Here is a 22,516-nt window from a genome sequence, read left to right on the forward strand (position 1 = left end):
GGAGGAGATTGATGTCGATAGAATTCAAGAACGTAGTTAAAGAATATGAAGTCGGATTGAGAGCAGTGGACAATCTGAACATATCATTTGAAGATAAGAAACTTACAATACTCATCGGTCCTTCTGGTTGCGGAAAGACAACCACTCTGAAGATGATCAACAGATTAATTGAAAAGACAAGCGGGGAAATCATTGTCGACGGGACTTCTCTTGACGAAATTGATCCCATCAAATTGAGGAGAAGCATTGGCTATGTGATTCAGGAGATTGGACTCTTTCCTCACATGACCGTTTTCGATAATATTGCCGTTACTCCCAGACTAATGAAGTGGGATGAGTCAAGAATCAAGAAACACGTTCTTGATTTGCTGGATCTGGTTAATCTTGAACCTTCCGACTATTCGGAGAAATATCCAGCCCAGCTTTCGGGTGGTCAACGCCAGAGAGTAGGAGTTGCGAGAGGTCTGGCTTCTGACCCCAAGATAGTTCTTATGGATGAACCTTTTGGGGCAATAGACCCTATTAATCGCGAAAAACTTCAGGACGGGTTTCTCGAGATTCAGTCGAAGATCGAGAAGACGATTATCTTTGTTACTCACGATATTCGAGAAGCGATCAAATTGGGTGATAGGATAGCTATTCTAGACAACGGAAAGCTAGTTCAGTATGCCGACACCATGACGGTGGTTCAGGAACCGGCTAACGAGTTTGTTGAAGATCTTCTTGGTGCAGACAGAGCGTTGAAGGGTCTTGAACTTGTGCGAGTAAGGGAGACCTACGTTCCCGGTGGAAAGTGGATCGAAGATGCAGGTGACTGCGATGTGAAGAAGGCAAAGGATTTCCTAAACAATGAGGGAAGGAAATTTGCCTACGTTGTCGACGGTAACAAGAGGCTTAAGGGCTATGTGATGCTGAAACAGCTTAACAAAGCGTCTGATGTAGAACCATTGAAGAAGTACTTGAGATCGATCGAGACCATACAACCTCTTTCGAATTTGATGGAGGCGATGTCTTTGATCATGAATACCGGGCTTTCCTCATTACCGGTAGTAGATGATAAAGAGAGGCTACTTGGCATCTTGAGGTTCAGAGACCTTGTGAACCTAGTAGGCTCTTATGAATCATCTGATGAGGAGTGAGGCTATGGAAGTCATAGAATATATGGTCGAGAACTCTAGTTATATTATGGAAAGGTTTCTTGAACACATTTTCATATTCCTCGCTTCCTGGAGTATGGCGGTAGTGGCGGGAGTTGCAATTGCAATTTTCGTTACCAGGCCAGGTCATAGAAAAGCCGGTAACCTGGTTCTTTCGATCACAGGAGCAACTCAAGCCGTACCCAGTATCGCAGTGATCGCTCTTGTCTTTCTGTTCATGGGAATTGGAGCCGCACCTGCCGTTGTTGCCCTGTTCCTTTACAGTCTTGTGCCAGTAGTTTTCAATACTGCTTCAGGCTTAATGAATGTCTCGATGAAGATGAAAGAGGCTGCTAAAGGAATGGGAATGACTAACAGGCAGATATTGTGGAAGGTGGAAATGCCTGTAACAGTTCCAACAATGCTTTCGGGAATTAGAAGTTCGGCAACAATAAATATCGGTACTGCCGCTATCGCCGCATCAATTGGTGCGGGGGGTCTCGGAGAAATTATCTTCACAGGACTTCGTATGACAAAGGGTCCGATGATAATTGCAGGAGCAATTCCTGTGACGCTCCTGGCGATAGCAGTAGATATAATCCTAGGTTTTTCGGAGAAGGCTCTTACTTCGAAAGGCCTCAGAACATAGGAAACATGGAGGTGTTTAGTTTTGAAGAGACTATTTCTAATTGCGCTGGTAGTATTAATGGCAACAGCTATGTCGTTTGGCCAGACAAGGCTGAATGTTGGAGCAAAGAACTTCACGGAACAGTATATCGTCAGTAGCATGATTTCGCAACTTCTGGAAGATGCAGGGTTTAGAGTGACCGAGAATTTTGGAATGAGTTCATTTGTTGCAAGAAGTGCACTCGAGACCGGGCAGATTGATCTTTATGCTGACTACACGGGTACTGCCTGGCCCACATATTTAGGTCATGAAAAGATGATTAGAGATCCCCTTGCTCTTTATGATGCTGTGAAGGCCGAGGATCTTGAAAATGGAATCGTATGGCTTGACATGGCCAATTTCAATAATACATACGCTTTGGCTGTAAGAAGGGATTTCGCTGCTGAGCATGGACTACAAACTCTTGAAGATCTTGCAGAACTTACGCATGAAAACCCAGATCTGCTTTTTGGAATCGTATACGAATTCCTCGAAAGAGATGATGGGTTCTGGCCGATGAGTGAGACATACGGTTTTGCTGTGGAAAAGAGGCAAGTTAAGACAATGGAGATAGGGCTAACCTATGAGGCACTTGACAAGAATCAGATAGACGTTGCCATGGTCTTTTCAACTGATGGAAAGCTGGAGAAATACAATCTTCTAGTACTCGAAGATACAAAGAATTTCTTCCCGTCATACAATCTTGCCGTTACTGTACGTAAGGAAGTACTGGATAACAATCCCGAGATAGAAGAGATCTTGAGACCAATATCCGTGTATCTTACAGAACCAATAATGATCAGGTTGAATTATTTGGTAGACGCCGGTGGTTATGAGCCAGATGAAGTTGCCGAAGGATTCCTTAAGGGATTGGGTCTGATAGATTAAGTTAGTTCATATTGGATTTAGAGAGCCGCCTCAGGGCGGCTTTGTTATTGTACCGGCTGAATAATGATTAATTTCGCAATGTTGTGGCGGCTTCTATGTTCACTGAAGCCAACGAAACAGACCTTCTCAGTGGCGTTGTAGGTAGACACCCCGTCTGGCTTGCTATGATATAATCAGTCGAATATGCTTTCAGGAAGGGAGGAAACAAAGTGTCAGAGAAATTTGTGTACTATTTTGGAAAGAAGAAGGCCGAAGGCGACGCGAAGATGAAAAATCTTCTTGGCGGAAAGGGAGCAAACCTATCCGAGATGGTTAAGATAGGGATACCTGTTCCTCCGGGCTTCACTATTTCCACAGAGGTCTGCAAGTACTACTACGAGCATGGTAATACATATCCAGAAAGCCTGGAGAATGAAGTAGAAGAAGCTGTAAAGCTTTTGGAAGTAGAAACCGGAAAGGGATTTGGTTCTACTGAGAGACCATTGCTTGTTTCGGTGAGGTCAGGAGCGGCAATCTCAATGCCTGGCATGATGGACACGATTCTGAATCTTGGTCTCAATGATGACACTGTAAATGGTTTGATCAGAGAGTCAGGCAATCCCAGATTCTGCTACGACGCCTATAGAAGATTTCTTCAGATGTTCGGAGACGTTGTTCTGAAAATCGAGCACTCCGAGTTCGAAGGAGCACTGAAGAGCATCAAGAAGGAAAAAGGCGTGAAACTTGATACGGAACTCGATGCAGAAGATATGAAAGAGGTTGTCAAGAGATATTTAGAGGTCTACAAGAAGGCTGGCAAAGAGTTCCCTCAGGATCCTTGGAAACAATTGTGGATGGCTACCGACGCAGTATTTGGAAGTTGGATGAATGAAAGGGCGATAAAGTATCGTGCCCTCAATGGAATAAGAGAGGGAGAACTCCTGGGAACTGCGGTTAACGTTGTGGCAATGGTTTTTGGCAACACGGGAGAAGATAGTGGAACGGGAGTTGCATTCACGAGAGATCCTAATACCGGCGAGAAGCAATTTTATGGAGAGTATTTGCCTAACGCTCAGGGAGAGGACGTTGTTGCCGGAACGCGTACACCATTCCCTCTAACAAAACTCCAGGATATTAATCCGGCAGTTTACGATCAGTTGCTAGATATCTTCAGCAAACTGGAGAATCATTATCGAGACATGCAGGACATTGAATTTACTGTTGAACACGGGGTTCTGTATTTGCTTCAGACTCGTAATGGAAAGCGGACTCCTTACGCAAGCGTCAAGATCGCGGTTGATCTCGCTGATGAAAAGAGAATTTCCAAAGAAGAAGCAGTTATGAGAGTCACTCCCGAACATATTGAGACTCTTCTTCACCCCTATTTCACCAAAGAGACTATGGAGAGTGCAGAGCTCCTCGCAAAGGGAATAGCAGCATCTCCGGGAGCGGCGGCCGGAGTAATTGCCTTTGACCCAGAAACGGCAGAAAGAATGGTTAAAGAAGATAGCAAATCTGTCATTCTTGTTAGGCCGGAGACTTCTCCAGAGGATATTGCCGGAATGGCGGCTTCCCGGGGGATTCTGACCTCCACTGGAGGCAAGACTTCTCATGCCGCAGTCGTCGCCAGAGGAATGGGCAAGACCTGTATTGTAGGCTGTGAAGCAGTTGAAGTTGATCAGAAGACAAGAGTCATGAAGGTGAATGGAAAGATTATAAAGGAAGGCGAATGGATAAGTATCGATGGTACATCTGGTGAAGTCTTTATGGGCAAGCTGGATTCCGTTAAGCCTCAGGGTCTTGAAGGGCCTCTAGCAAAGCTTCTCAGTTGGGCAGACGAAATCAGGAAGCTCGGAATAAGGACCAACGCCGACACTCCGAATGATGCGAAGATAGCTCGGGAATTCGGTGCTGAAGGAATAGGTCTTACGAGAACCGAGCACATGTTCTTCCAGGAAGACAGGATTTTTGCTGTCCGACAGATGATTACCTCTAATACCAAAGAGCAGAGAGAAAAATCTCTGGCAAAAATTCTTCCGATGCAGGAAGAGGATTTTTATGGAATATTCAAGGCTATGGAAGGCCTTCCTGTAACAATAAGACTTCTCGATCCCCCTCTTCACGAATTCCTTCCAAAAGATGACGAGGACGTGAAAGAGCTTTCCGAAGAGATGGGTATGACCTATGAGGAACTCAAGGCAACTATTGAAGATCTTCATGAATTCAACCCGATGATGGGATTCAGAGGTTGCAGACTTGCTGTAGTTTATCCTGAAATAGCTGAAATGCAGACTAAGGCGATAATTGGAGCAGCTCTTCGGTTAGTGAAGGAAGGAAAATCAGTCATTCCCGAAATAATGATTCCATTAATTGTCGAAATAGAAGAATTGAAGTACGTCAAATCGATAATCATTAAGGCGGCCGAGGAGCTGATTGCTGAGTCGGGTACAAAGCTTGAATACAAGGTTGGAACAATGATTGAGGTTCCGAGAGCCGCACTGACTGCAGATGAAATAGCCAAAGAAGCAGAGTTCTTTAGCTTCGGGACAAATGACCTTACTCAAATGACCTATGGGTTTAGTAGAGACGACTATGGAAAATTCGTCGGCCATTACTTGGAGAAGGGCATTCTAGAGAGTGATCCATTCCAGAAGTTGGACAGAACTGGTGTTGGACAGCTCGTTAAAATGGGAACAGAGAAGGGACGCTCAACCAGGCCCGATCTTAAGGTTGGAATCTGTGGTGAGCATGGTGGAGAGCCTTCGTCGGTTGAATTCTGTCATATTGTGGGTCTCAATTATGTCAGTTGTTCTCCTTACAGAGTTCCCGTGGCTAGGTTATCGGCAGCTCAAGCAGTAGTGAAGAATAGATAATCATTACTTCAGGCCGCGCCCGAGGGTGCGCGGCCTTTACTATTTTGGAGGTTTGCCTATCATGGCAGCGTTGATCTCGGGATATCTAGCACAAACAGGATTCGCCACGGTAAGCTGGGAGAATTGGGTAATGTTTGCAATTGCGGGTCTTCTTGTCTATCTTGCGGTTGCGAAAGATGCTGAACCGCTTCTTCTTGTGCCAATTGCATTCGGAATGGTAATTGCAAATATTCCTCCAGAGGTCACTGGAGTTTTTACTCCTGGCACTGGCATTATGTGGATTCTGCAACAGGGATTGATGCTAGGAATATATCCCCCTTTGATATTTCTCGGTATTGGAGCGGTGACTGACTTCTCTTTCGTGTTAGCTAATCCCAAGACACTCTTTCTGGGGGCTGCTGCTCAGATAGGGATTTTCATTACCTTTCTTGCAGCGAACTGGATGGGATTTTCAATTGCAGATGCCGCAGCGATAGCAATCATTGGTGGAGCCGACGGACCTACTTCCATTTACGTTGCAAGCATTTTGGAATCCCAGTTTCTTCCCATTATTGCAATAGCTTCTTATTCATATATTGCATTGATCCCTGTTCTTCAGCCACCAATAATGAGAGCTCTCACTACTCGGAAGGAACGCTCGATAACAATGGGAAAGAAGCTCAGGAAAGTATCTAAGCTCGAAAGAATTGTCTTCCCGATTGTCGCAACTATTGCGATTTCGCTGATCGTTCCTCAGGCACTTCCGTTAGTTGGGATGTTGATGTAATGATTTTGGGATTGGGTTGCGCTGCCTTCATTGTAGCAACTGCTTCGGGAATTCTATTCGCAAAGCTGATGAATATGTTTTCAGTGAACAAAGTGAATCCTTTGATAGGCGCCGCAGGTGTTTCTGCTGTTCCAACCGCCGCAAGGGTGGCACAGAAAGTAGCATCGGAGGAAGATCCGACAAACTTCGTTCTTATGCACGCTATGGGGCCGAACATCGCTGGTGTGATCGGATCGGCAGTTGCTGCGGGGGTATTCCTTTCAATAATATGATAATGTTGAGTAGGAGGACATAATGGCCGAAAAGAAGCAGTTTCAAGTTAATATCAATCACACTCTGTGTAAGAAGTGCGGCATATGCTATTGGATATGTCCCACGAAAACGATCACTAAGGGTGAGCTGGGAAGGCCACAGATAGTTGATCATAAGACCTGCATTGGTTGCCTTATGTGTGAAAACGCTTGTCCTGATTTTGCGATCGATGTTCATGAGATAGAGGCGGTGAAAGAAAATGCGTGAGTTTATGCTGCTTCAGGGTGATGAAGCATGTGCACTTGGAGCGATAAAGGCTGGATGTAAGTTTTTCGCCGGCTATCCAATTACGCCGGCCACAGAAATTGCAGAGACTATGGCAAGAGAGCTTCCAAAGATTGGAGGAACTTTCATTCAAATGGAGGATGAAATTGCAAGTGCGGCAGCAATAATTGGCGCATCACTCGCAGGTGAGAAATCAATGACTGCAACTAGTGGTCCGGGTTTTTCTCTGATGCAGGAAGCCATAGGATACGCGGCTATGACTGAAACTCCTACCGTAATAGTTAACGTACAGCGAGGCGGGCCCTCAACAGGTATGCCCACAAAGACGGCTCAAGGAGATATCATGCAAGCGAGATGGGGCACTCATGGGGATCACCAGATTATTGCCATTTACCCCTCAAATGTTGAAGAAGTTTACAAGTATATTATCACCGCCTTCAATTATGCGGAATTATATAGAACGCCGGTAATCTTTCTGATGGATGAAATTCTGGGTCATATGAGGGAAAGTGTTTATCTCCCACATGATTCAGAAATTATGGAAGTTCAAAGAGTGGGTGAGACAGAAATGGCCGAAGATGATATCTTCCATCCTTTTGAAGGTGATGATCAGATGATGGCCACACCACTTGTTAAGATGGGGAAGTCGAGATTTCATGTTTCCGGCCTTGTTCATGACGAGTCGGGGTTTCCTGTTGGATCACCATCTGATTCTGCCAGGCTGCTGAGAAGGCTTGACAACAAGATCAGACTTCACAGTGATGAAATAGTCATATATGATGAGTATATGACAGAGGATGCTGAAATACTTGTTCTAGCATATGGATCGGTTGCTAGAAGCGCAATCAAGGCCGTAAAGATGGCAAGAGAGGACAAGATCAATGTTGGACTCTTCAAACCTGTTACCATTTGGCCATTTCCAAGTACAAGACTCAGGCAGCTCCTGAAAAAAGTAAGTGCCGTAATTGTTGCCGAGATGAACCTTGGGCAAATTCTCTATGAAGTGTCCAGATTAAACAAGCGTGGCGCAAAAATTGAGCATCTGAGTAAAGTTAATGGTGAATTAATAACTCCACAGGAAGTTCTCGACGCTATATCGAGGGTTAAGTCCGAGATAATGGATCTATAGAGATTCAAATACAATGATTCTTCCTTCTTTTTGCGAACAGTATGTTAAAACTTTTGCTAATTGAGCGGCCTCTGTGGTAGAATTACAGCGAAATTACCTGCAAAAGGAGGAAATCTCAATGGAAATCCTGAAGGTCAGTTCTAAATCTAATCCGAACAAGGTAGCAGGTGCCATAGCCGGGGTAATCTCAAAGAACGAGCAAGTAGAACTTCAGGCCATTGGCGCTGGTGCTGTGAATCAAGCAGTAAAGGCAGTTGCCATCGCTTCCAGATTCCTCAGAGAACAGGGTACTAGGGTATATATGGTCCCTGGATTTGTGGAGATTCAAATTGGCGAAGAGATGCGAACGGGGATCACCATTAAGATTGTTTCTGAGAAAGACGAAAGTAAGTAATGGGGGTTCGATAGTCTCTGATAGTCGGGGGGGGAGGTCTTTGATCTCTTCCTTTTTTATGTTAGGAGTGTGTCAATGAAGTCAGTATTACGAAATGAAGGAGGTAGCGAATGCTTACAGTAAGCGATATGCTAGGTATAGCCTTGAAGATCGAAAGCGCGGGTTACTCATATTATGAAAAGCTCAGTGAAAGAACTTCTGGAGAAGTCAAGGCTCTTTTTCTAAGGCTGGCTGAGCAGGAAAGAGAGCACGCAGACAAATTCAGAGAACTTCTCAAGGATGTGGGAAAGACTTCAACAACGCAGGACTGGGACGACAATGTCGGTTATCTCAAATCTTATGCCGAAATATCAATTTTCCCCCGAATCGAGTCTTCCGAGGTTCCACAGAATTTGAACAAGGCGATTAGTAGCGCAATGGAAGTGGAGAAGGACAGCATCATATTCTATTCCGATCTTTCCTCCTTCATTCCCGACAGTAATGAACTGAAGAAGATAATCGAGGAAGAGCGCAGACATCTTCACGATCTCGTTAAGCTTTATGGTTCTTTGTAGATAACAAAGCCAGCGGCCAATGCATTAGTCTTTTTAGGTGACTGTTTGTTTAGAAATCTAGAGTAGAGTTGCCGGTGGTTGATATTGATCATCTTTGTGATACAATTACCGATGGATGATTTTTCTTGGAGAGTGACTTCTATGTCGGAAACGATTGTTGACTGTGGAACTGTTTTGTTCACCGACCGGTGCGGGAGTCACTTTTGTCCTCTTTGTAACAGGATGTCACTCTCTCGAATAATTTATTCAATCGAGATGGTAATAATCAAGATTGTGAATGTAATAGACTCCGATAAGAGACCTCACGAAGATTCGTGAGGTCTCTTTTTTTTGGGTGATAATTCATAATAAGAGGAGGGATCTTGTGAGCAATGAAAAATCGGCTTATCAGGAAGTGAGGGAGCAGGAAGACAGAAGTAAAGGTCTGGGCAAAGGGGGACTTCTTGTACTTGGTCTGCAGCATGCGTTCACGATGTTTGGGGCAACGGTCTTAGTACCATACCTTACTGGCGTTCCCGTAAATGTGGCGTTATTTACTGCAGGCGTGGGCACTCTTCTTTTCCATCTGCTAACACAGTGGAAAGTACCGGTGTTCCTCGGGTCAAGTTTTGCGTACATAGCTCCAATTAATGCCGTCATTCTTTATCACGCTAATGCGGCCGACACTTTCGGTTCAGTACCGGAAGCAATTTCTGCAGGATTTGCGATTACTCCCGACATGATCGCCTATGCTACGGGAGGAATATTGATAGCGGGTCTTGTTCAGGTGGGAATCGCAATTCTAATTAAAGTGCTTGGGGTAAGCAAATTTGAGAAGATTTTCCCACCGGCTGTCGCCGGAACAATAATTGCAGTAATAGGCTTGAATCTAGCCCCAACTGCGATAAGTATGGCGAGTTCCAACTGGTGGATTGCGGTTGTCTCTCTGGGTACAGCGGTGATTGTCAGACTTTACGTAAAGGGATTTACTAGGCTAATTCCCGTTATGTGTGGAATAATCGTGGGTTACATTGTGGCTGCAGTAACGGGGAATGTCTCATTCGAAGCGGTAAATCAGGCAAGTTGGGTTGGGATTCCCTCCTTTGTGCTTCCTAAGTTCTCAATTTACTCGCTTACGGTTCTTGTTCCTGTAGCGCTAGCACCAACAATAGAGCATTTCGGAGATATCTTTGCGGTGTCGGCCATCACTGGCAAGAAATTCTATGATGACCCGGGCATACACAGGACGCTAGCTGGAGACGGAATCGCCACTGCTGTTGCCGGTTTCTTTGGAGGTCCCGCTAATACTACCTATAGTGAAAACACCGGTGTTCTTGCGATTACGAAGGTCTTTAATCCTGTAGTAATGAGGATAGCCGCGGTATTTGCAGTGATACTCTCATTTGTGCCGAAGGTGGGAGCACTGATTCAGTCAATTCCCACTGCAGTAATGGGCGGAATTGAGATATTGCTGTTTGGAATGATTGCTGCCGTTGGAATGAAGACACTTATAGAAAACAGGGTGAAAGTTGATGGTAAAAATCTCATAGTGATATCGGTAATGCTTGTGGTTGGTATAGGTGGTGCAGCAATAGGAATTGGTCCAGTGAGATTCGAAGGGATAGGACTTGCTGCACTCGTAGGGTTAGTCCTAAATGGAATATTTGTGGTGACAAAGGCTCCTGAAGAATAGAGAAAACCGCGCAATTTTTCATAGAGGTGCCAAGTGGGCACCTCTTTTGTTATACTATCTCAAATGGAGGTGAGTTTGGTGTTAAAGGGTCGGCTAGTCTATCTCAGGGAATATCGGAAGAGCGACATTGCTCTTGCTCACAAGTACATAAACGATTACGAAGTTAGGAGAATGCTGGTTCCTGGGATTCCCTTTCCTCTCAGGCTGGAAGAGGAAGAGAAGTGGTATGATTCTCAGAGTGCCTTCAAGGATACATATAACTTCGCAGTTTCGAAGATTGAAAATGACGAATACATTGGGGGATGCGGCATCAACGAGGTTGACTGGAAGAATAGGGTGGCAACGGTCGGGATTTTTCTCGGAAGGCAGTTCTGGAACAAAGGGTTTGGAACGGACGCAATGAAAACGCTTCTGATATTCATCTTTGACCAGATGAATATGAACAAAGCAAAGCTTAACGTCTACTCCTTCAACAAACGTGCAATCAAATCGTATTTAAAATGTGGTTTCCAGATTGAGGGAACACTGAGGCAAGAAATCTTCAGGGATGGAGCATTCCATGAAGAAATCATAATGGGAATTCTGAAAACTGAACTTCAAAGGGATGACTAAACTTCATTGTAAAGCTCAATGAACTCTACTTCAAGTGAGAACTTGTCCTTCAAGAGCTGTCCGAGATTCATTACTCCGAAGCGTTCACTTGCATAATGCCCGACCCAGAAGAAGTTGATTCCGATTTCTCTTGACATTTCTCGGGTTGGCTCACGTACTTCACCAGATACGAAAGTGTCAACGACACCTTCAAGTTTGTTCAGGGAAGATGAAGAGCCACCCGATATTATGCAGACCCTCCTGATCAAATCAGTGTTTTTGTAGCAACCAATATCTTGATCGGGAAACAGGAGTGAAAGAACCTTTCGAAACTCATGAACAGACGTCGCCTCCGACAGCTTTCCAATGAGGCCAACATCGAATCTTTCCAGATCCCGAAGCCCCAGCCTTTCCGATATAGCATAGTTGTTTCCGTAAGGGATATTTGAATCAAGCGGTAGGTGATAACCCATAAGAGTAATCCCTGAACGCAACACTTTGTCAACTCTTCTTTTCAAGTGACCGGTGAGTCTGAAGAAATCTTTACCGAAAATCCCGTGGTGAACTAATATGGCATCTGCTCCCGAGAGTATAGCCTTTTCAACAAAAGCTTCGTTGAAAGACACTCCAGTCACAATCCTCTTGATATCTCGGTCTCCCTCAATCTGAATTCCATTGTGACAGTAATCATCAAATTTTTCTGGTTCCAGAACCGAGTTTAAGAACTTCTCAACTTCTATCGGTTTCATGTGGCCTCCTTTGCTGCAAATTACATAATAGGGTGTTTTCCAGACAGAGAATATTCTATCATAGAGAAGGCTGTCAGAAAATCGTCTCCCAGTAAAAAAGAGTGGTGCAGTGCACCACAATAATCCACATCTCTAAACAAGGGGTTTATCTATTTAAATACAAGCACATATATATTAATTAGCGTACAAATTATTATGTGCTTATGCTTTACATGTTGAATAATATAACATAATATAGATTATAAGTCAAGCTAGAGATCATAAAATTTAATTATGGTCTCCATAATTATCATGTTTATCCAGTTATTCATCATTATCAGGAACTGAATCGTCAATTTTGGATTACCTCTTTCGGAGCTGGTTCGTACATGCTAAACTTAGTAGTACGGATTCCTTACTGTGGAGGCGTAGATGGCTTACAGTCTTCTAAAATCCTATCTCAATGTTGAAGAAGCTAAGGAGATCAGAAAGTCACTTCTTGTGATGGCACTTCCAGCCATAGGAGAAAACGTCCTCCAAATGCTGTTAGGAATCTCAGACACCGCTTTTCTTGGTCATTATGATTGGAGAATAATGACAGCAGTCGGCACTGCCAATCAAGTAGTTTTCATTTTTCAGGCAGTTCTAGTAGCTATTTCGACAGGGTCGATGGTCTTGATTTCAAATAGCTATGGAGCTGGTAATCGTCAGAGAGTGAATCTCATCGCCTGGCACGCAATCTATCTGAGTGTGATGACCGGTCTCGTCCTTTCATTTAGCTCACTATTTTCTGAGAACCTTCTTTCGCTGCTCTTTCCCTCCAGCGATTCCTTTATGCAGGTGAACGGGAGCAACTATCTTAGAATTATCATGGCCGGTTTTCCAGCAATGAGCATAATGATTGTGCTCGGGGCCACACTGAGAGGAGCCGGTGATACAAGATCACCGCTTATTGTTGCTCTTGCCGCAAACGTCTTGAACGTCTTTCTTGATTATGCGATGATCTTCGGCAAATTCGGTTTCCCTGAGATGGGTGCCGTTGGAGCGGCGCTCGCAACAGTTATTTCTAGAGTAGTCGGATCTATAATCATAGTAATCCTGTTGTTTCGAAACAGAAGGATATCAATTTCGAAAAGGCCTCAGAGATTTTCGAAATGGCTGATCAAAGAGATTTTCGTTCTCGGATTGCCAGCTGCAGTAGAAAACTTTGGATTCTCGTTTGGAGTCCTGGTTTTTGCGAATATCCTCTTCATTGCTGGTCCCCAGGCGTACGCGGCTCACAGAATAGGAATTCAAGTTGAGTCACTTTCTTTCATGCCAGCTTGGGGAATGGGGGTGGCCGTTACCGCGCTTGTAGGAATATACAATGGGGGAAAGAAGAGGAGGTTGTCTATTGGTGTGGTAAGGCAGGGGTGGTTCATTGCCCTCGGAATTTCATCAATAATCGGAATGGCCATTACCCTTTTTCCAGATCTCTTCATATCAATTTTCACAAATGAAGCGGCGCTAATTGAAGAAGGAAGACTTCCCGTAAGAATAATCGGTTTGTTCCAAGTGGTTATGGGCACCGATTACGCGGTGACCGGTGCACTTAGAGGAATGGGTGATACAGCATTCCCTATGAAAGCATCCCTGGTGGCGATGTGGCTTATTCGGCTCCCTGTTGGCTTTGTGCTTGTTAGGTATTTGGACCTAGGGCTATTTGGTGCTTGGATTGGAATGATGGCCGACATGGCGTTCAGAACAACACTTAAATTCATCAGATTCTACTCAGGCAAATGGGAGAGTACTGCAGATTCTATCCAGGCAAGATCAAACTGAAGTCTGGTCTCCACGCGGAACTTGAAAATCTGGTAGACTGCACCGAAAACTAACTACCAACATACTATCTCTTCTCTGAATCCTGTAATTCGGTAATTGCTTTGGTCTTTTAAGGCGCTTTTGGTAAGATAGTGTAATGTTTAGGGGTTTTTTCACCGACCTCAACTGTGTACGCCAAAGGAGGAGTCTCTTTGAGAGTGGTAGGAATTGACGAGGCCGTATCAGCGGTAGCTGACAACTCTTCTGTAATGATAGGAGGATTTTTGGGTTGTGGTTCTCCAGACAACATAATTCAAGGGATCGTAGAAAGGAAAACTCGGGGTTTGACTGTAATAGCTAATGACACTTCCTTTCCAGACAGAGGGATAGGAAAGATAGTTGTCGGCAAGTGTGCAGCAAAAGTCATTGTTTCTCACATCGGTACAAATCCGGAGACTCAACGCCAAATGATTGAGGGAGAACTGGATGTGGAACTTGTTCCCCAGGGCACTCTAGCGGAGAGAATAAGGGCCGGGGGCGTTGGGCTGGGAGGGATTCTTACGCCAACTGGTGTTGGAACCGTGGTTCAAGAAGGAAAGAGAATTATCGCAGTTGATGGGAAAGATTATCTAATGGAACTGCCGCTCAGAGCTGAGTTTGCACTTGTGAAAGCGAAGAAGGCCGATTACTTCGGTAATCTGGTCTTCTCTTTAACTGCGAGGAATTTCAATCCACTAATCGTTCTTGCCTGTAACACAGTGATTGTTGAAGTGGAAGAGATTGTGCCTGTCGGCTCGATCTCTCCAGATGAGATTCATATTCCCGGTGTTCTTGTTGATTATGTTTCAGTAGGGAGTGTCGTCGGATGATTGGTGCAAAAGAACTGATTGCCAGAAGAATCGCAGCTGAACTACGCGACGGAGATTTGGTAAATCTGGGAATCGGTATACCCACTCTTGTTTCGAACTATTTACCTGCAGGTGTAAGTATATACTTTCAGTCAGAGAACGGTATTGTTGGAATGGGACCAGTTCCGGAAAAAGGGATGGAGAATAGAGACTTGACCAATGCGGGCGGTCAATGTATTACAGCTCTGCCAGGTTCTGCAATCTTCGACAGCGCGATGTCGTTTTCAATTATAAGGGGCGGACATCTTGACATAACTGTCTTAGGAGGTCTACAAGTTGACGAGAGAGGGATTCTCGCTAACTGGATGGTGCCCGGCAAGATGGTGCCCGGAATGGGCGGCGCCATGGATCTGGTAACTGGAGCAAAGCGTGTGATAGTTGCAATGACCCACACATCGAAGGGAAATCCGAAGATTGTCAGGGAGTGCTCACTTCCTATCACTTCAAACAGACCAGTCGATCTAATAGTGACAGAAATAGCTGTAATTCAGCCAACTAAGGCAGGACTACTTCTCAGAGAAAAATCTAGAGAAGTTACTGTCGAAGAAATTGTAAAGCTAACAGAAGCACGATTGATAGTCAGCGATAATCTCAAAGACATTCTTGATTAAATGAGCGATTTTCGGAATAACTTGGTTTGTTCCGTCTATAGTAGAAACTCCGGCTGGGATAGTCTTGCTGCATGTATTTTTTGGATTTTTTTTTGGTGAATTCGTTGTGCCAATTCTTGAGAGCAAGACATCGATTGTTTACCGATTCCCCTTTGGAATCCAAGTAAATAATTCCGCAAAGTGCTCTGAAAGGAGTTTTTTTCTCCAAGCCATAAATGGAAGGACTTTAGAGGTTGTAAATTCTACATGTCTAAGATTTTTGATTTGGATTACGTACTAGACTGACAAAGAAAATCAGAATATTTGCTCAATAATTACCTATACTTGCCTCAGATAGTTTCTCACTGTCAAAATGAAGCCTAAGAGTATTTCGAAGAATTGTGGTAAACTTTCTCAGAAAATGCTTTCTGTAAGGGATGCATACTTGAATGTAGTCCCAAACGTCTGTTCTTGCGATTGAAACCTATCACTTATTCTATTTTTTTCCAGGAGGTACAACATGAAGAAGACACTGCTAGTACTTATTGCTTTCTCGATTCTGGCAACTACATCTCTATTTGCACTTATTAGTGGCGATGCGCCCGTTAAGGGCGAACTACCTTTCCTTCTCACTAACGCTGGCCAGGGTCCCGGTGGAAAGATGGCAAGGCTCTTGATCTGGCAGTCGAAAGCCATTGAAGAGACGGACTTTGATTACAACGCAGAGCCATTAAGAGACAATCCCGACGATCTAGTTACAAGAGATTACAAAATGCTGTTCGTAATAATTGGATCTTCTGCGAAAGGCCTCGGAGCCTCAGGTATAACGATAGAGGAGGAAATCTCACGCTTGAACAAGATGATCGCCGAGGCAAAGGAATTGGGGCTCTACATAATTGCGGCACATATCGAGGGTAAAGAGAGAAGAGGAAATCCGGGAAGCGCTGACGAGCAGTCAATTGATGCTATTGCTCCCTATGCTGATTACCTAATAGTAGTGAAGAGCGGTAATCTCGATGGTAAATTCACGAAAATTGCTCAGGAAAACAATGTTCCTCTTACCTTGATTGACAACACAATTGACTTCATGGAAGTCATCAAGCAGATGTTCAAGAGCGAATAGGCGAGTGAGCGACGGTGAAAATGATTTCGCTACTTTCGGGGGGAGTCTAGATGTATCTTGAAACGACAATAGTGGCAATTGTTATGGTTGCAACCTTTGCAATAGCTAGCTGGAAGCTCAAGTCGCCTGAAATCTCGATGGTAATTACAGCCATTGTAGGTGCACTTGTGGGCGGGTTTGGTTTCCCCTCCAGACTACTTGTAGAGGGCATGTTTACTTATTTTGACGTTGGCCTCGTATTCTTGACGGCCTCGGTCTTCATTAACATCTATTCCGAGACCGGAGCAATGAACGCTCTCGTTCGCTGGATAGTGAAGAAATTCTACGACAGAAAATGGTTCATGCTTGTTCTTCTTGGAATACTGTTGATTATTCCGGGTGCACTGACTGGAGCGGGCAGTGTGTCCATATTTGTGGTTGGCGGTTTGGTGGCCTCCGTAATGAACTATATGGGGTTCTCTAAGAAGAGAGTCGCAGCTTTCATTTATCTGTTCGCTATGCTTGCCGCAGTTGCTCCGCCAATAAATCTCTGGGCGATGCTGATGGCCGCTCAGGCGAACATGCCGTATGTTGGTTTTAATGTAGTACTGCTTGTACCTATAGTAATAATTGCTTTGTTTACTATTCTCTACACTGGGTTCAGCAAGACACCTTCGAGGAAATCAAAGGAAGAGATACTTAAGGAGCTTCCAGAGCCGCTGACAGGGATGAATTGGGGTAAGATTCTTCTCCCGTTTGCCGCTCTAATTGTGATAATCCTCCTGATGCAATACGCTGCATTCAATATACCTGTCATTGGATTGCCACTTACTTTCCTAATCTGTGCTTTCGTGGCAGTCATGATGGATCGCGATCGCTTGAAGATCCGGAGATGGTATGGAGTCATGTTGAAGACCGTCGATCAGGTTTTCCCGCTTCTTGCTACCGTAATTAGCGTTGGAGTGCTTGTGAATATAATGACGGCAACGGGAGTGAAAGGTCTTCTGGCAATAACCTTTATTACTCTTCCGATGGCATTCATCTATATCACGGCTTTGGTTTTCGCCCCGTTTGCTCAAGGAGCGCTTAGTTATGGAAGCGCGATTATTCTTGGTACGCCGATAATATTTCTTTTCAACTCGATGGGACTGAATGTCACTGTGACTGCTGCTGCGCTCAGTTTTCTATTCCCCCTTGGTGACTGCTTGCCACCTTCTCGAATCGTTGGAAGGCTTACGGTTGAAACGGTGGGTTACGAAGGGAGCTATATGTCTTTTCTGAAAGCAATAGCAATTCCATGGCTGTTCATGGGTGCAGTTGGCTTGTTGATGCTAATCTTCCCAAACCAGCTAGATTTCCTTGTGGTTTATTGATGGGGGTGAGATGATGCTAATTTTTCTTGACACAGTGATTTATTACCTTTATTTCATAATGACCGGTGTTTTTGCCCTTCTGCTTCTTAGGAATCTGTTCAAACGCGAGAGAAGAAAGGGCTGGGTTTACGACATTGTCTATTCTTATGTAATAATGACTTTTATCCTCCGGATAATTGGGATCAAGTGAGGGGTTGAATGATATGAAGAATTCAATCAGTCTAAAAATTCTCTTTCTTGTCCTCTCAGGTATTCTAGGGATTCTCGGTGGAGTCGAGTTCTGGGAGCTTCGACATTACAAAGAGACTGTAGTTGTCTCTGAAGACTTCACCGAAAAGATAATGTTGAGTGAATACCTTCCAAGCCTGAAGGGCACCTGGGGTGATACTCCCATATACATATATGATTCAGGAGTTCCCGGAGGATCAATGCTCATTCTTGGGGGAACTCATCCGTATGAGCCGATTACTACGGTTGCCGCTTACGTGATAATGGAGAACATTGATGTTGAAAGCGGAAAAGTCTACATTATTCCTCATGCAAATATGAGTGCATCGACCCTTGGAATGCTGGGCAATGCTTATCCCAAGTACTTCTCAGTTGAGACGCCTTGGGGAGAGCAGAAATACAGAATCGGAGACAGAGGTACGAATCCCCTAGATCAGTGGCCCGATCCATTCACATACGTTCACTATCCATCGGGTCAGAATCTCGCCTACCAGGACATCAGAAACCTAAACAGAACCTTCCCGGGGCGAGAAAACGGTACTCTTACTGAAAGGATATCGTTCGCAATTATGGAACTAATCAGAAACGAGAATATCGACATCTTCTTTGATTACCATGAAGCTTCCCTGATGTACCCGGTTGTGAGCACTTACGTTGCGCACGATGATTCGATGGACATTGGAATGATGGCAGCAATGATGCTTAGCGCCACACAGTTTCCCATGAAGATTGAAGCCTCGCCGAAGAACCTGAGGGGCTTGACTCACAGAGAAGTTGGAGATTTCAGCGATACACTTGCTTTGCTAATGGAGACACCTGAGCCCTTTATCGACAGAGTGGTTGGGAAGATGACAGAAGACCTCATGGTTGAAGGTATCGATGAATTCCTTCAGACTGCCGCGGAAAAGGGTCTTCTTTACTGTGACTACGACATCAAAGAAGGGTTCCAGGATGCACTAGGAAACACAATTATTGGAGCTCCTCTTGACTACAGAGTCGGGAGGCATCTATCTGGAACTCTGGAGGCCATCAACTGGCTAAATCAATTCTTCCCGGAAAAGGCGATGAGTGTTTCGTTCCCCGGATACGCCGAAATCATGGAAAACGGTACTGGGAAATACCTTCACGATCCATCGCAAGCAGATAAATCTAGAGTATTTGAAAACTGAGGTCAGAACGGCGATTCAGGAAACACGGTTCCACAATCCGAAAGGGGGTAGGATATGGGAATTAAGGTAAGAAGACTTTTGGCTGTGGCAGTAGTAATCACGCTAAGTGGATTGGCGCTTGCATGTACTATCTTTGGTGTGGGTAAAGATGCAATGGCGGATGGCTCTACAGTAATTACGCACAACGACGATTCTACATCTGCAGATTTCCGTCTATGGATCATTCCGGCAATGGATTGGCCGGAAGGTTCGATGAGAGATATCGTAATCAACTCGCACAACTACATCGATTACGGGGACTATCCTAATGTCGAGATTGGCGACAGAGGGGTTCTAGTCGGACAAATCCCGCAGGTTGAGCACACCTATGCGTACTTCCATTCCAGATATTCATTCATAAACGAAATGGGAGTGGCAATGGGAGAATCCACCGCGGGTTGTAGGAGAGAGTTAAGAGATACCCTAGGGATGATCGACTGTTGGACAGCACAAGATATCGCGCTCGAAAGAGCAACGACGGCAAGAGAGGCCGTCCGAATAATGGGAGATCTTGTCGAGAATTACGGTTGGTATGGTTCGGGTGAAATCATCAACGTGACTGACGGAAACGAGGTCTGGATAGCCGAGTTCTATGGACGCGATCTTTGGGTTGCGGTAAGAATGCCCGATGATTGTGTATTTGTTGGGGCAAATACAATGAGAATCCGCGATGTTGATTTCGAAGATGCGGAAAACGTTATGTATGCTCCGAACCTCATCTCCTATGCAGTTGAGCAAGGATGGTACGATCCCAATTCAGGCGAACCCTTCAGGCCTGCAGACGTCTATGCGCCTCGAACGAGCATGAACATCAGAGAGTGGAGAGCTCTTAGCTGGTTTGCGCCTTCACTTGGCCTTGAATACGGTCAGGTACATTACCCACTTTGGGTCAAGCCAGACAAAAAGCTTACTGTCTTTGACATCTTTACTATTTCGGGCGATTGGTACGAAGGAACTGAATTCGATCTTACGAAAGGAATTGGCGCTGGACCATTTGGCGATCCATTTGCAAGCTACAGAGTGGGAGGAAGGCAGAGACCCATAGGTATTTACCTGAGTTGTTACGTACAGATTAGTCAAATCAAGAACTGGTTGCCACCGGAAATTGGATCCGTAGTGTGGTTTGGTTACGGTGGAGGCGGGACACAGTATCACACACCTCTTTGGCCAGCAATGGCAGAGCTCCCTGAATTCTATCAAGTTGGATCAAGATATGAAGACTTCAGGCGGGATTCAGGTTGGTGGACCAGCACCTATGTGCAGGAAATGACGAGGCTAAGATTCAGTGATGCGATTGTTGATCTCAGGAACTTCAGAGATCCAAAGATGAAGGTTGTGTATGAAACAGTGCCAACCCTTCAGGAATACGCCGCAGAAATTTACAAGACCGATAAGGATGCCGCACTTGCAATCATAAGTGATTATGCGTACAACACAGCGGTTGCGTGGCAGGCCGACTGGCTAAAGTTCGGAGATTATTTGGTGGGCAATTACTGTGCAGACAGGATTAACTTCGGGACAGGTTTGCCTAAAGAGTGGGGAGAAGTCCTAGACTCCTTGAATAACCAGGATTCCTAAGGATCTTCGACTAACTTGCATTTCATCTGGGAGGTGGGATCAGAGTCAGATTACTGAAGCTGTAAAGTTCTTTCAGCAACAACAAATTTATTCTAGTTGGGGTGATGTACTTTTATGAAGAAAGCAATAATAGTCCTGATTGTGGCACTTATTACTTTAGGAAGCAGCGCCGTAGCGTGTACAATCCTTGGTGTTGGTAAGGATGCAATGGTTGACGGAACTACCATAATTACACACAACGATGACTCCACAAGCGCCGATTTCCGTCTGTGGATCATTCCGGCGATGGATTGGCCTGAAGGTTCCATGAGAGACATCGTTCTCGATTCCCACAATTACATCGATTACGGCAATTACCCGGAAGTCAATATTGGTACAAGGGGCACTCTTATAGCACAGATTCCTCAGGTTGCCCATACTTACCAGTACTTCCACTCGAGATACTCCTTCATGAATGAAAAGGGAGTTGCAGTAAGTGAGTCGACATTCAGCATCGACACTAGCACAGACTACGGCAAGGAAGTGAGAAAGGTTCTCTGGACAGACAGCATGGGAATCATCGACTGCTGGACCGCCCAGGACATAGCTCTTGAGAGAGCGGCAACTGCAAGAGAGGCCGTAAGAGTCATGGGAGACCTTGTCGAGCAGTACGGATGGAGCACTGTTGGTGGCGGCGGAGAGACGATGACCGTTGCCGACGGTGAAGAGTGCTGGATTGTTGAGTTTTACGGAAGAGATATCTGGGTTGGCGTAAGAATTCCTAGCGATCACTTCACAGTTGCTGCGAACAGAGCAAGGATCATGGAAGTCGATTTCGAAGATACTGACAACGTAATGGCTTCTCCAAACATCGTGTCCTTTGCTGTTGAGCAGGGCTGGTACGATCCCAATTCCGGCAAACCCTTCAATGTCGCCGAAATCTATGCTCCAAATGACAACCTTTACGCTACAAGAAGAGAGTGGAGAGCATTTGATCTAGTGGCTCCATCACTGGGTCTAAGCCCACACGATGTAAGATTCCCTCTTTCTGTCAAGCCTGACAGACTGCTTACGGTTCACGATATTTTCACTATCAAAGGCGATTACTATCAGGGAACGGATTACGATCTTACTGTAGGACTTGCCGCCGGACCCTGGGGCGACCCTCTCAGATATGCAAATTCAGGCAGGACCGGCTCCTGGGAGAGAAGCATAAACATGCACAGAACTTGCTACGTTCACATCGGCCAGACAAATTCTGCCTACGCGGAGCCTTTCAGAGGCATTTCCTGGTACGGCTACGGCGCACCTGATACAGCTTACATCGTTCCTCTTTGGCCTATCATGAGAGAGCTTCCGAAGTTCTACGAAACTGGAAGCAGGTATGAAGAGTTCAGAAGAGACTCCGGCTGGTGGGTCAGTTCCTACGTGCAGCAGATGGCTGAACTCCATTACAACCTGGCAATTGAGGATATCAGGAATTACAGAAATCCGAAGTTGGAGGTTCTATACAAGGTTACTCCAAAAATGCTCGAACTGGCAACAGAGATGTACGAAACAGATCCCGAAGCAGCAATCGATCTTGTTTCAAATTACGCTTTCATGAATGCCGTAGCGTGGTTTGAAGAATGGAAACTGCTTGGAGACAGACTTCTTGGAAACTATGCTCTCGGATATGTTAATTTCAGGTCATCTCCATATCCCGATTGGTGGAACGAGGCAATCGGTTACGGGTTCCCTGAAAGATAAACGATTTTGATTCAAAAGCGGCCCTTGCGGCCGCTTTTTTTGTCATGTTCCCAGACCACTATTAATCTCTGCTTTATTAGCGACAAG

Annotated in this window: 20 protein-coding genes and 1 pseudogene; 20 read left to right on the forward strand and 1 reads right to left on the reverse strand. The window is 45.0% G+C overall.

Annotated features, from left to right (window positions below; translation table 11 throughout):
* Nucleotides 1–11: 11 nt before the first annotated feature.
* From Y697_RS01740 to Y697_RS01795, 11 genes and pseudogenes are all read left to right on the forward strand, one after another.
* A complete protein-coding gene (locus Y697_RS01740; RefSeq protein ID WP_121549985.1) occupies nt 12–1,139 on the forward strand; it encodes a betaine/proline/choline family ABC transporter ATP-binding protein in 1,128 nt (375 codons plus the stop codon).
* A 4-nt stretch (nt 1,140–1,143) separates the two neighbouring features.
* The gene (locus Y697_RS01745; protein WP_183083679.1) at nt 1,144–1,785 is read left to right on the forward strand and encodes an ABC transporter permease; all 642 of its coding nucleotides are present in this window, start codon (nt 1,144–1,146) and stop codon (nt 1,783–1,785) included.
* 21 nt (nt 1,786–1,806) lie between these two features.
* A complete protein-coding gene (locus tag Y697_RS01750) occupies nt 1,807–2,691 on the forward strand; it encodes a glycine betaine ABC transporter substrate-binding protein (RefSeq protein WP_121549986.1) in 885 nt (294 codons plus the stop codon).
* Between the two features lie 209 nt (nt 2,692–2,900).
* Nucleotides 2,901–5,543 carry a pyruvate, phosphate dikinase gene (gene ppdK / locus Y697_RS01755; RefSeq protein ID WP_121549987.1) on the forward strand — a complete coding sequence of 881 codons (2,643 nt, stop codon included), beginning with the start codon at nt 2,901–2,903 and terminating at the stop codon, nt 5,541–5,543.
* Nucleotides 5,544–5,604: 61 nt separating this feature from the next.
* Nucleotides 5,605–6,581 (forward strand): annotated as a pseudogene (locus Y697_RS01760) (sodium ion-translocating decarboxylase subunit beta).
* A gap of 22 nt (nt 6,582–6,603) precedes the next feature.
* A complete protein-coding gene (locus Y697_RS01765; protein ID WP_121549988.1) occupies nt 6,604–6,828 on the forward strand; it encodes a ferredoxin family protein in 225 nt (74 codons plus the stop codon).
* Nucleotides 6,821–7,975 (forward strand): 2-oxoacid:acceptor oxidoreductase subunit alpha, encoded by a 1,155-nt coding sequence (locus Y697_RS01770; protein ID WP_121549989.1) that lies wholly within the window; start codon nt 6,821–6,823, stop codon nt 7,973–7,975. The genes Y697_RS01765 and Y697_RS01770 overlap by 8 nt, the downstream gene beginning before the upstream one ends.
* Before the next feature lie 118 nt (nt 7,976–8,093).
* Nucleotides 8,094–8,369, forward strand: a complete 276-nt coding sequence (locus Y697_RS01775) for a stage V sporulation protein S (RefSeq protein WP_121549990.1) — start codon at nt 8,094–8,096, stop codon at nt 8,367–8,369.
* Nucleotides 8,370–8,479: 110 nt separating this feature from the next.
* Nucleotides 8,480–8,923: a ferritin family protein gene (locus Y697_RS01780; protein ID WP_121549991.1), complete on the forward strand. Its 444-nt coding sequence runs from the start codon at nt 8,480–8,482 to the stop codon at nt 8,921–8,923.
* A 364-nt stretch (nt 8,924–9,287) separates the two neighbouring features.
* On the forward strand, nt 9,288–10,595 hold the full coding sequence (locus tag Y697_RS01790; RefSeq protein ID WP_121549993.1) for a uracil-xanthine permease family protein: 1,308 nt from the start codon (nt 9,288–9,290) through the stop codon (nt 10,593–10,595).
* A gap of 78 nt (nt 10,596–10,673) precedes the next feature.
* On the forward strand, nt 10,674–11,207 hold the full coding sequence (locus Y697_RS01795) for a GNAT family N-acetyltransferase (RefSeq protein WP_121549994.1): 534 nt from the start codon (nt 10,674–10,676) through the stop codon (nt 11,205–11,207).
* Here the strand turns inward: Y697_RS01795 and Y697_RS01800 are convergent.
* Nucleotides 11,204–11,935: a Nif3-like dinuclear metal center hexameric protein gene (locus Y697_RS01800; protein WP_121549995.1), complete on the reverse strand. Its 732-nt coding sequence runs from the start codon at nt 11,933–11,935 to the stop codon at nt 11,204–11,206. The two genes, Y697_RS01795 and Y697_RS01800, sit on opposite strands and share 4 nt — an antisense overlap.
* A 411-nt stretch (nt 11,936–12,346) precedes the next feature.
* Between Y697_RS01800 and Y697_RS01805 the strand changes: the two genes are divergently transcribed.
* From Y697_RS01805 to Y697_RS01840, 9 genes are all read left to right on the forward strand, one after another.
* Nucleotides 12,347–13,735 (forward strand): MATE family efflux transporter, encoded by a 1,389-nt coding sequence (locus Y697_RS01805; RefSeq protein ID WP_121549996.1) that lies wholly within the window; start codon nt 12,347–12,349, stop codon nt 13,733–13,735.
* 191 nt (nt 13,736–13,926) lie between these two features.
* The gene (locus tag Y697_RS01810; protein WP_121549997.1) at nt 13,927–14,583 is read left to right on the forward strand and encodes a CoA transferase subunit A; all 657 of its coding nucleotides are present in this window, start codon (nt 13,927–13,929) and stop codon (nt 14,581–14,583) included.
* Complete coding sequence (locus tag Y697_RS01815; protein WP_121549998.1) at nt 14,580–15,233, forward strand: 3-oxoacid CoA-transferase subunit B; 654 nt, start codon at nt 14,580–14,582, stop codon at nt 15,231–15,233. Before Y697_RS01810 ends, Y697_RS01815 begins: the two co-directional genes overlap by 4 nt.
* 499 nt (nt 15,234–15,732) lie before the next feature.
* Nucleotides 15,733–16,335, forward strand: a complete 603-nt coding sequence (locus Y697_RS01820) for a DUF6305 family protein (RefSeq protein ID WP_121549999.1) — start codon at nt 15,733–15,735, stop codon at nt 16,333–16,335.
* 50 nt (nt 16,336–16,385) lie between these two features.
* Nucleotides 16,386–17,687, forward strand: coding sequence for a TRAP transporter large permease subunit (locus Y697_RS01825; RefSeq protein ID WP_121550000.1), 1,302 nt, complete (start codon nt 16,386–16,388; stop codon nt 17,685–17,687).
* 13 nt (nt 17,688–17,700) lie between these two features.
* Complete coding sequence (locus Y697_RS14535; protein WP_183083680.1) at nt 17,701–17,877, forward strand: hypothetical protein; 177 nt, start codon at nt 17,701–17,703, stop codon at nt 17,875–17,877.
* A 13-nt stretch (nt 17,878–17,890) separates the two neighbouring features.
* Entirely contained in the window at nt 17,891–19,084 is a 1,194-nt protein-coding gene (locus Y697_RS01830) for a deacylase (protein ID WP_121550001.1), read from the forward strand.
* A gap of 54 nt (nt 19,085–19,138) precedes the next feature.
* Nucleotides 19,139–20,701 carry a dipeptidase gene (locus tag Y697_RS01835; RefSeq protein WP_121550002.1) on the forward strand — a complete coding sequence of 521 codons (1,563 nt, stop codon included), beginning with the start codon at nt 19,139–19,141 and terminating at the stop codon, nt 20,699–20,701.
* A 114-nt stretch (nt 20,702–20,815) separates the two neighbouring features.
* A complete protein-coding gene (locus Y697_RS01840; RefSeq protein WP_121550003.1) occupies nt 20,816–22,429 on the forward strand; it encodes a dipeptidase in 1,614 nt (537 codons plus the stop codon).
* Nucleotides 22,430–22,516: the final 87 nt, after the last annotated feature.

It is taken from the genome of Mesotoga sp. BH458_6_3_2_1 (assembly GCF_003664995.1).
GTDB lineage: Bacteria > Thermotogota > Thermotogae > Petrotogales > Kosmotogaceae > Mesotoga.

Coding starts and splice junctions, on each gene's coding strand:
- Y697_RS01745 (WP_183083679.1), top strand. CDS start 1,144: ATGGAAGTCATAGAATATATGGTCGAGAACTCTAGTTATATTATGGAA.
- Y697_RS01800 (WP_121549995.1), bottom strand. CDS start 11,935: ATGAAACCGATAGAAGTTGAGAAGTTCTTAAACTCGGTTCTGGAACCA.
- Y697_RS01830 (WP_121550001.1), top strand. CDS start 17,891: ATGAAGAATTCAATCAGTCTAAAAATTCTCTTTCTTGTCCTCTCAGGT.
- Y697_RS01840 (WP_121550003.1), top strand. CDS start 20,816: ATGAAGAAAGCAATAATAGTCCTGATTGTGGCACTTATTACTTTAGGA.
- Y697_RS01835 (WP_121550002.1), top strand. CDS start 19,139: ATGGGAATTAAGGTAAGAAGACTTTTGGCTGTGGCAGTAGTAATCACG.
- Y697_RS01815 (WP_121549998.1), top strand. CDS start 14,580: ATGATTGGTGCAAAAGAACTGATTGCCAGAAGAATCGCAGCTGAACTA.
- Y697_RS01820 (WP_121549999.1), top strand. CDS start 15,733: ATGAAGAAGACACTGCTAGTACTTATTGCTTTCTCGATTCTGGCAACT.
- Y697_RS01825 (WP_121550000.1), top strand. CDS start 16,386: ATGTATCTTGAAACGACAATAGTGGCAATTGTTATGGTTGCAACCTTT.
- Y697_RS01740 (WP_121549985.1), top strand. CDS start 12: ATGTCGATAGAATTCAAGAACGTAGTTAAAGAATATGAAGTCGGATTG.
- Y697_RS01805 (WP_121549996.1), top strand. CDS start 12,347: ATGGCTTACAGTCTTCTAAAATCCTATCTCAATGTTGAAGAAGCTAAG.
- Y697_RS01775 (WP_121549990.1), top strand. CDS start 8,094: ATGGAAATCCTGAAGGTCAGTTCTAAATCTAATCCGAACAAGGTAGCA.
- Y697_RS01770 (WP_121549989.1), top strand. CDS start 6,821: ATGCGTGAGTTTATGCTGCTTCAGGGTGATGAAGCATGTGCACTTGGA.
- Y697_RS14535 (WP_183083680.1), top strand. CDS start 17,701: ATGCTAATTTTTCTTGACACAGTGATTTATTACCTTTATTTCATAATG.
- Y697_RS01765 (WP_121549988.1), top strand. CDS start 6,604: ATGGCCGAAAAGAAGCAGTTTCAAGTTAATATCAATCACACTCTGTGT.
- Y697_RS01780 (WP_121549991.1), top strand. CDS start 8,480: ATGCTTACAGTAAGCGATATGCTAGGTATAGCCTTGAAGATCGAAAGC.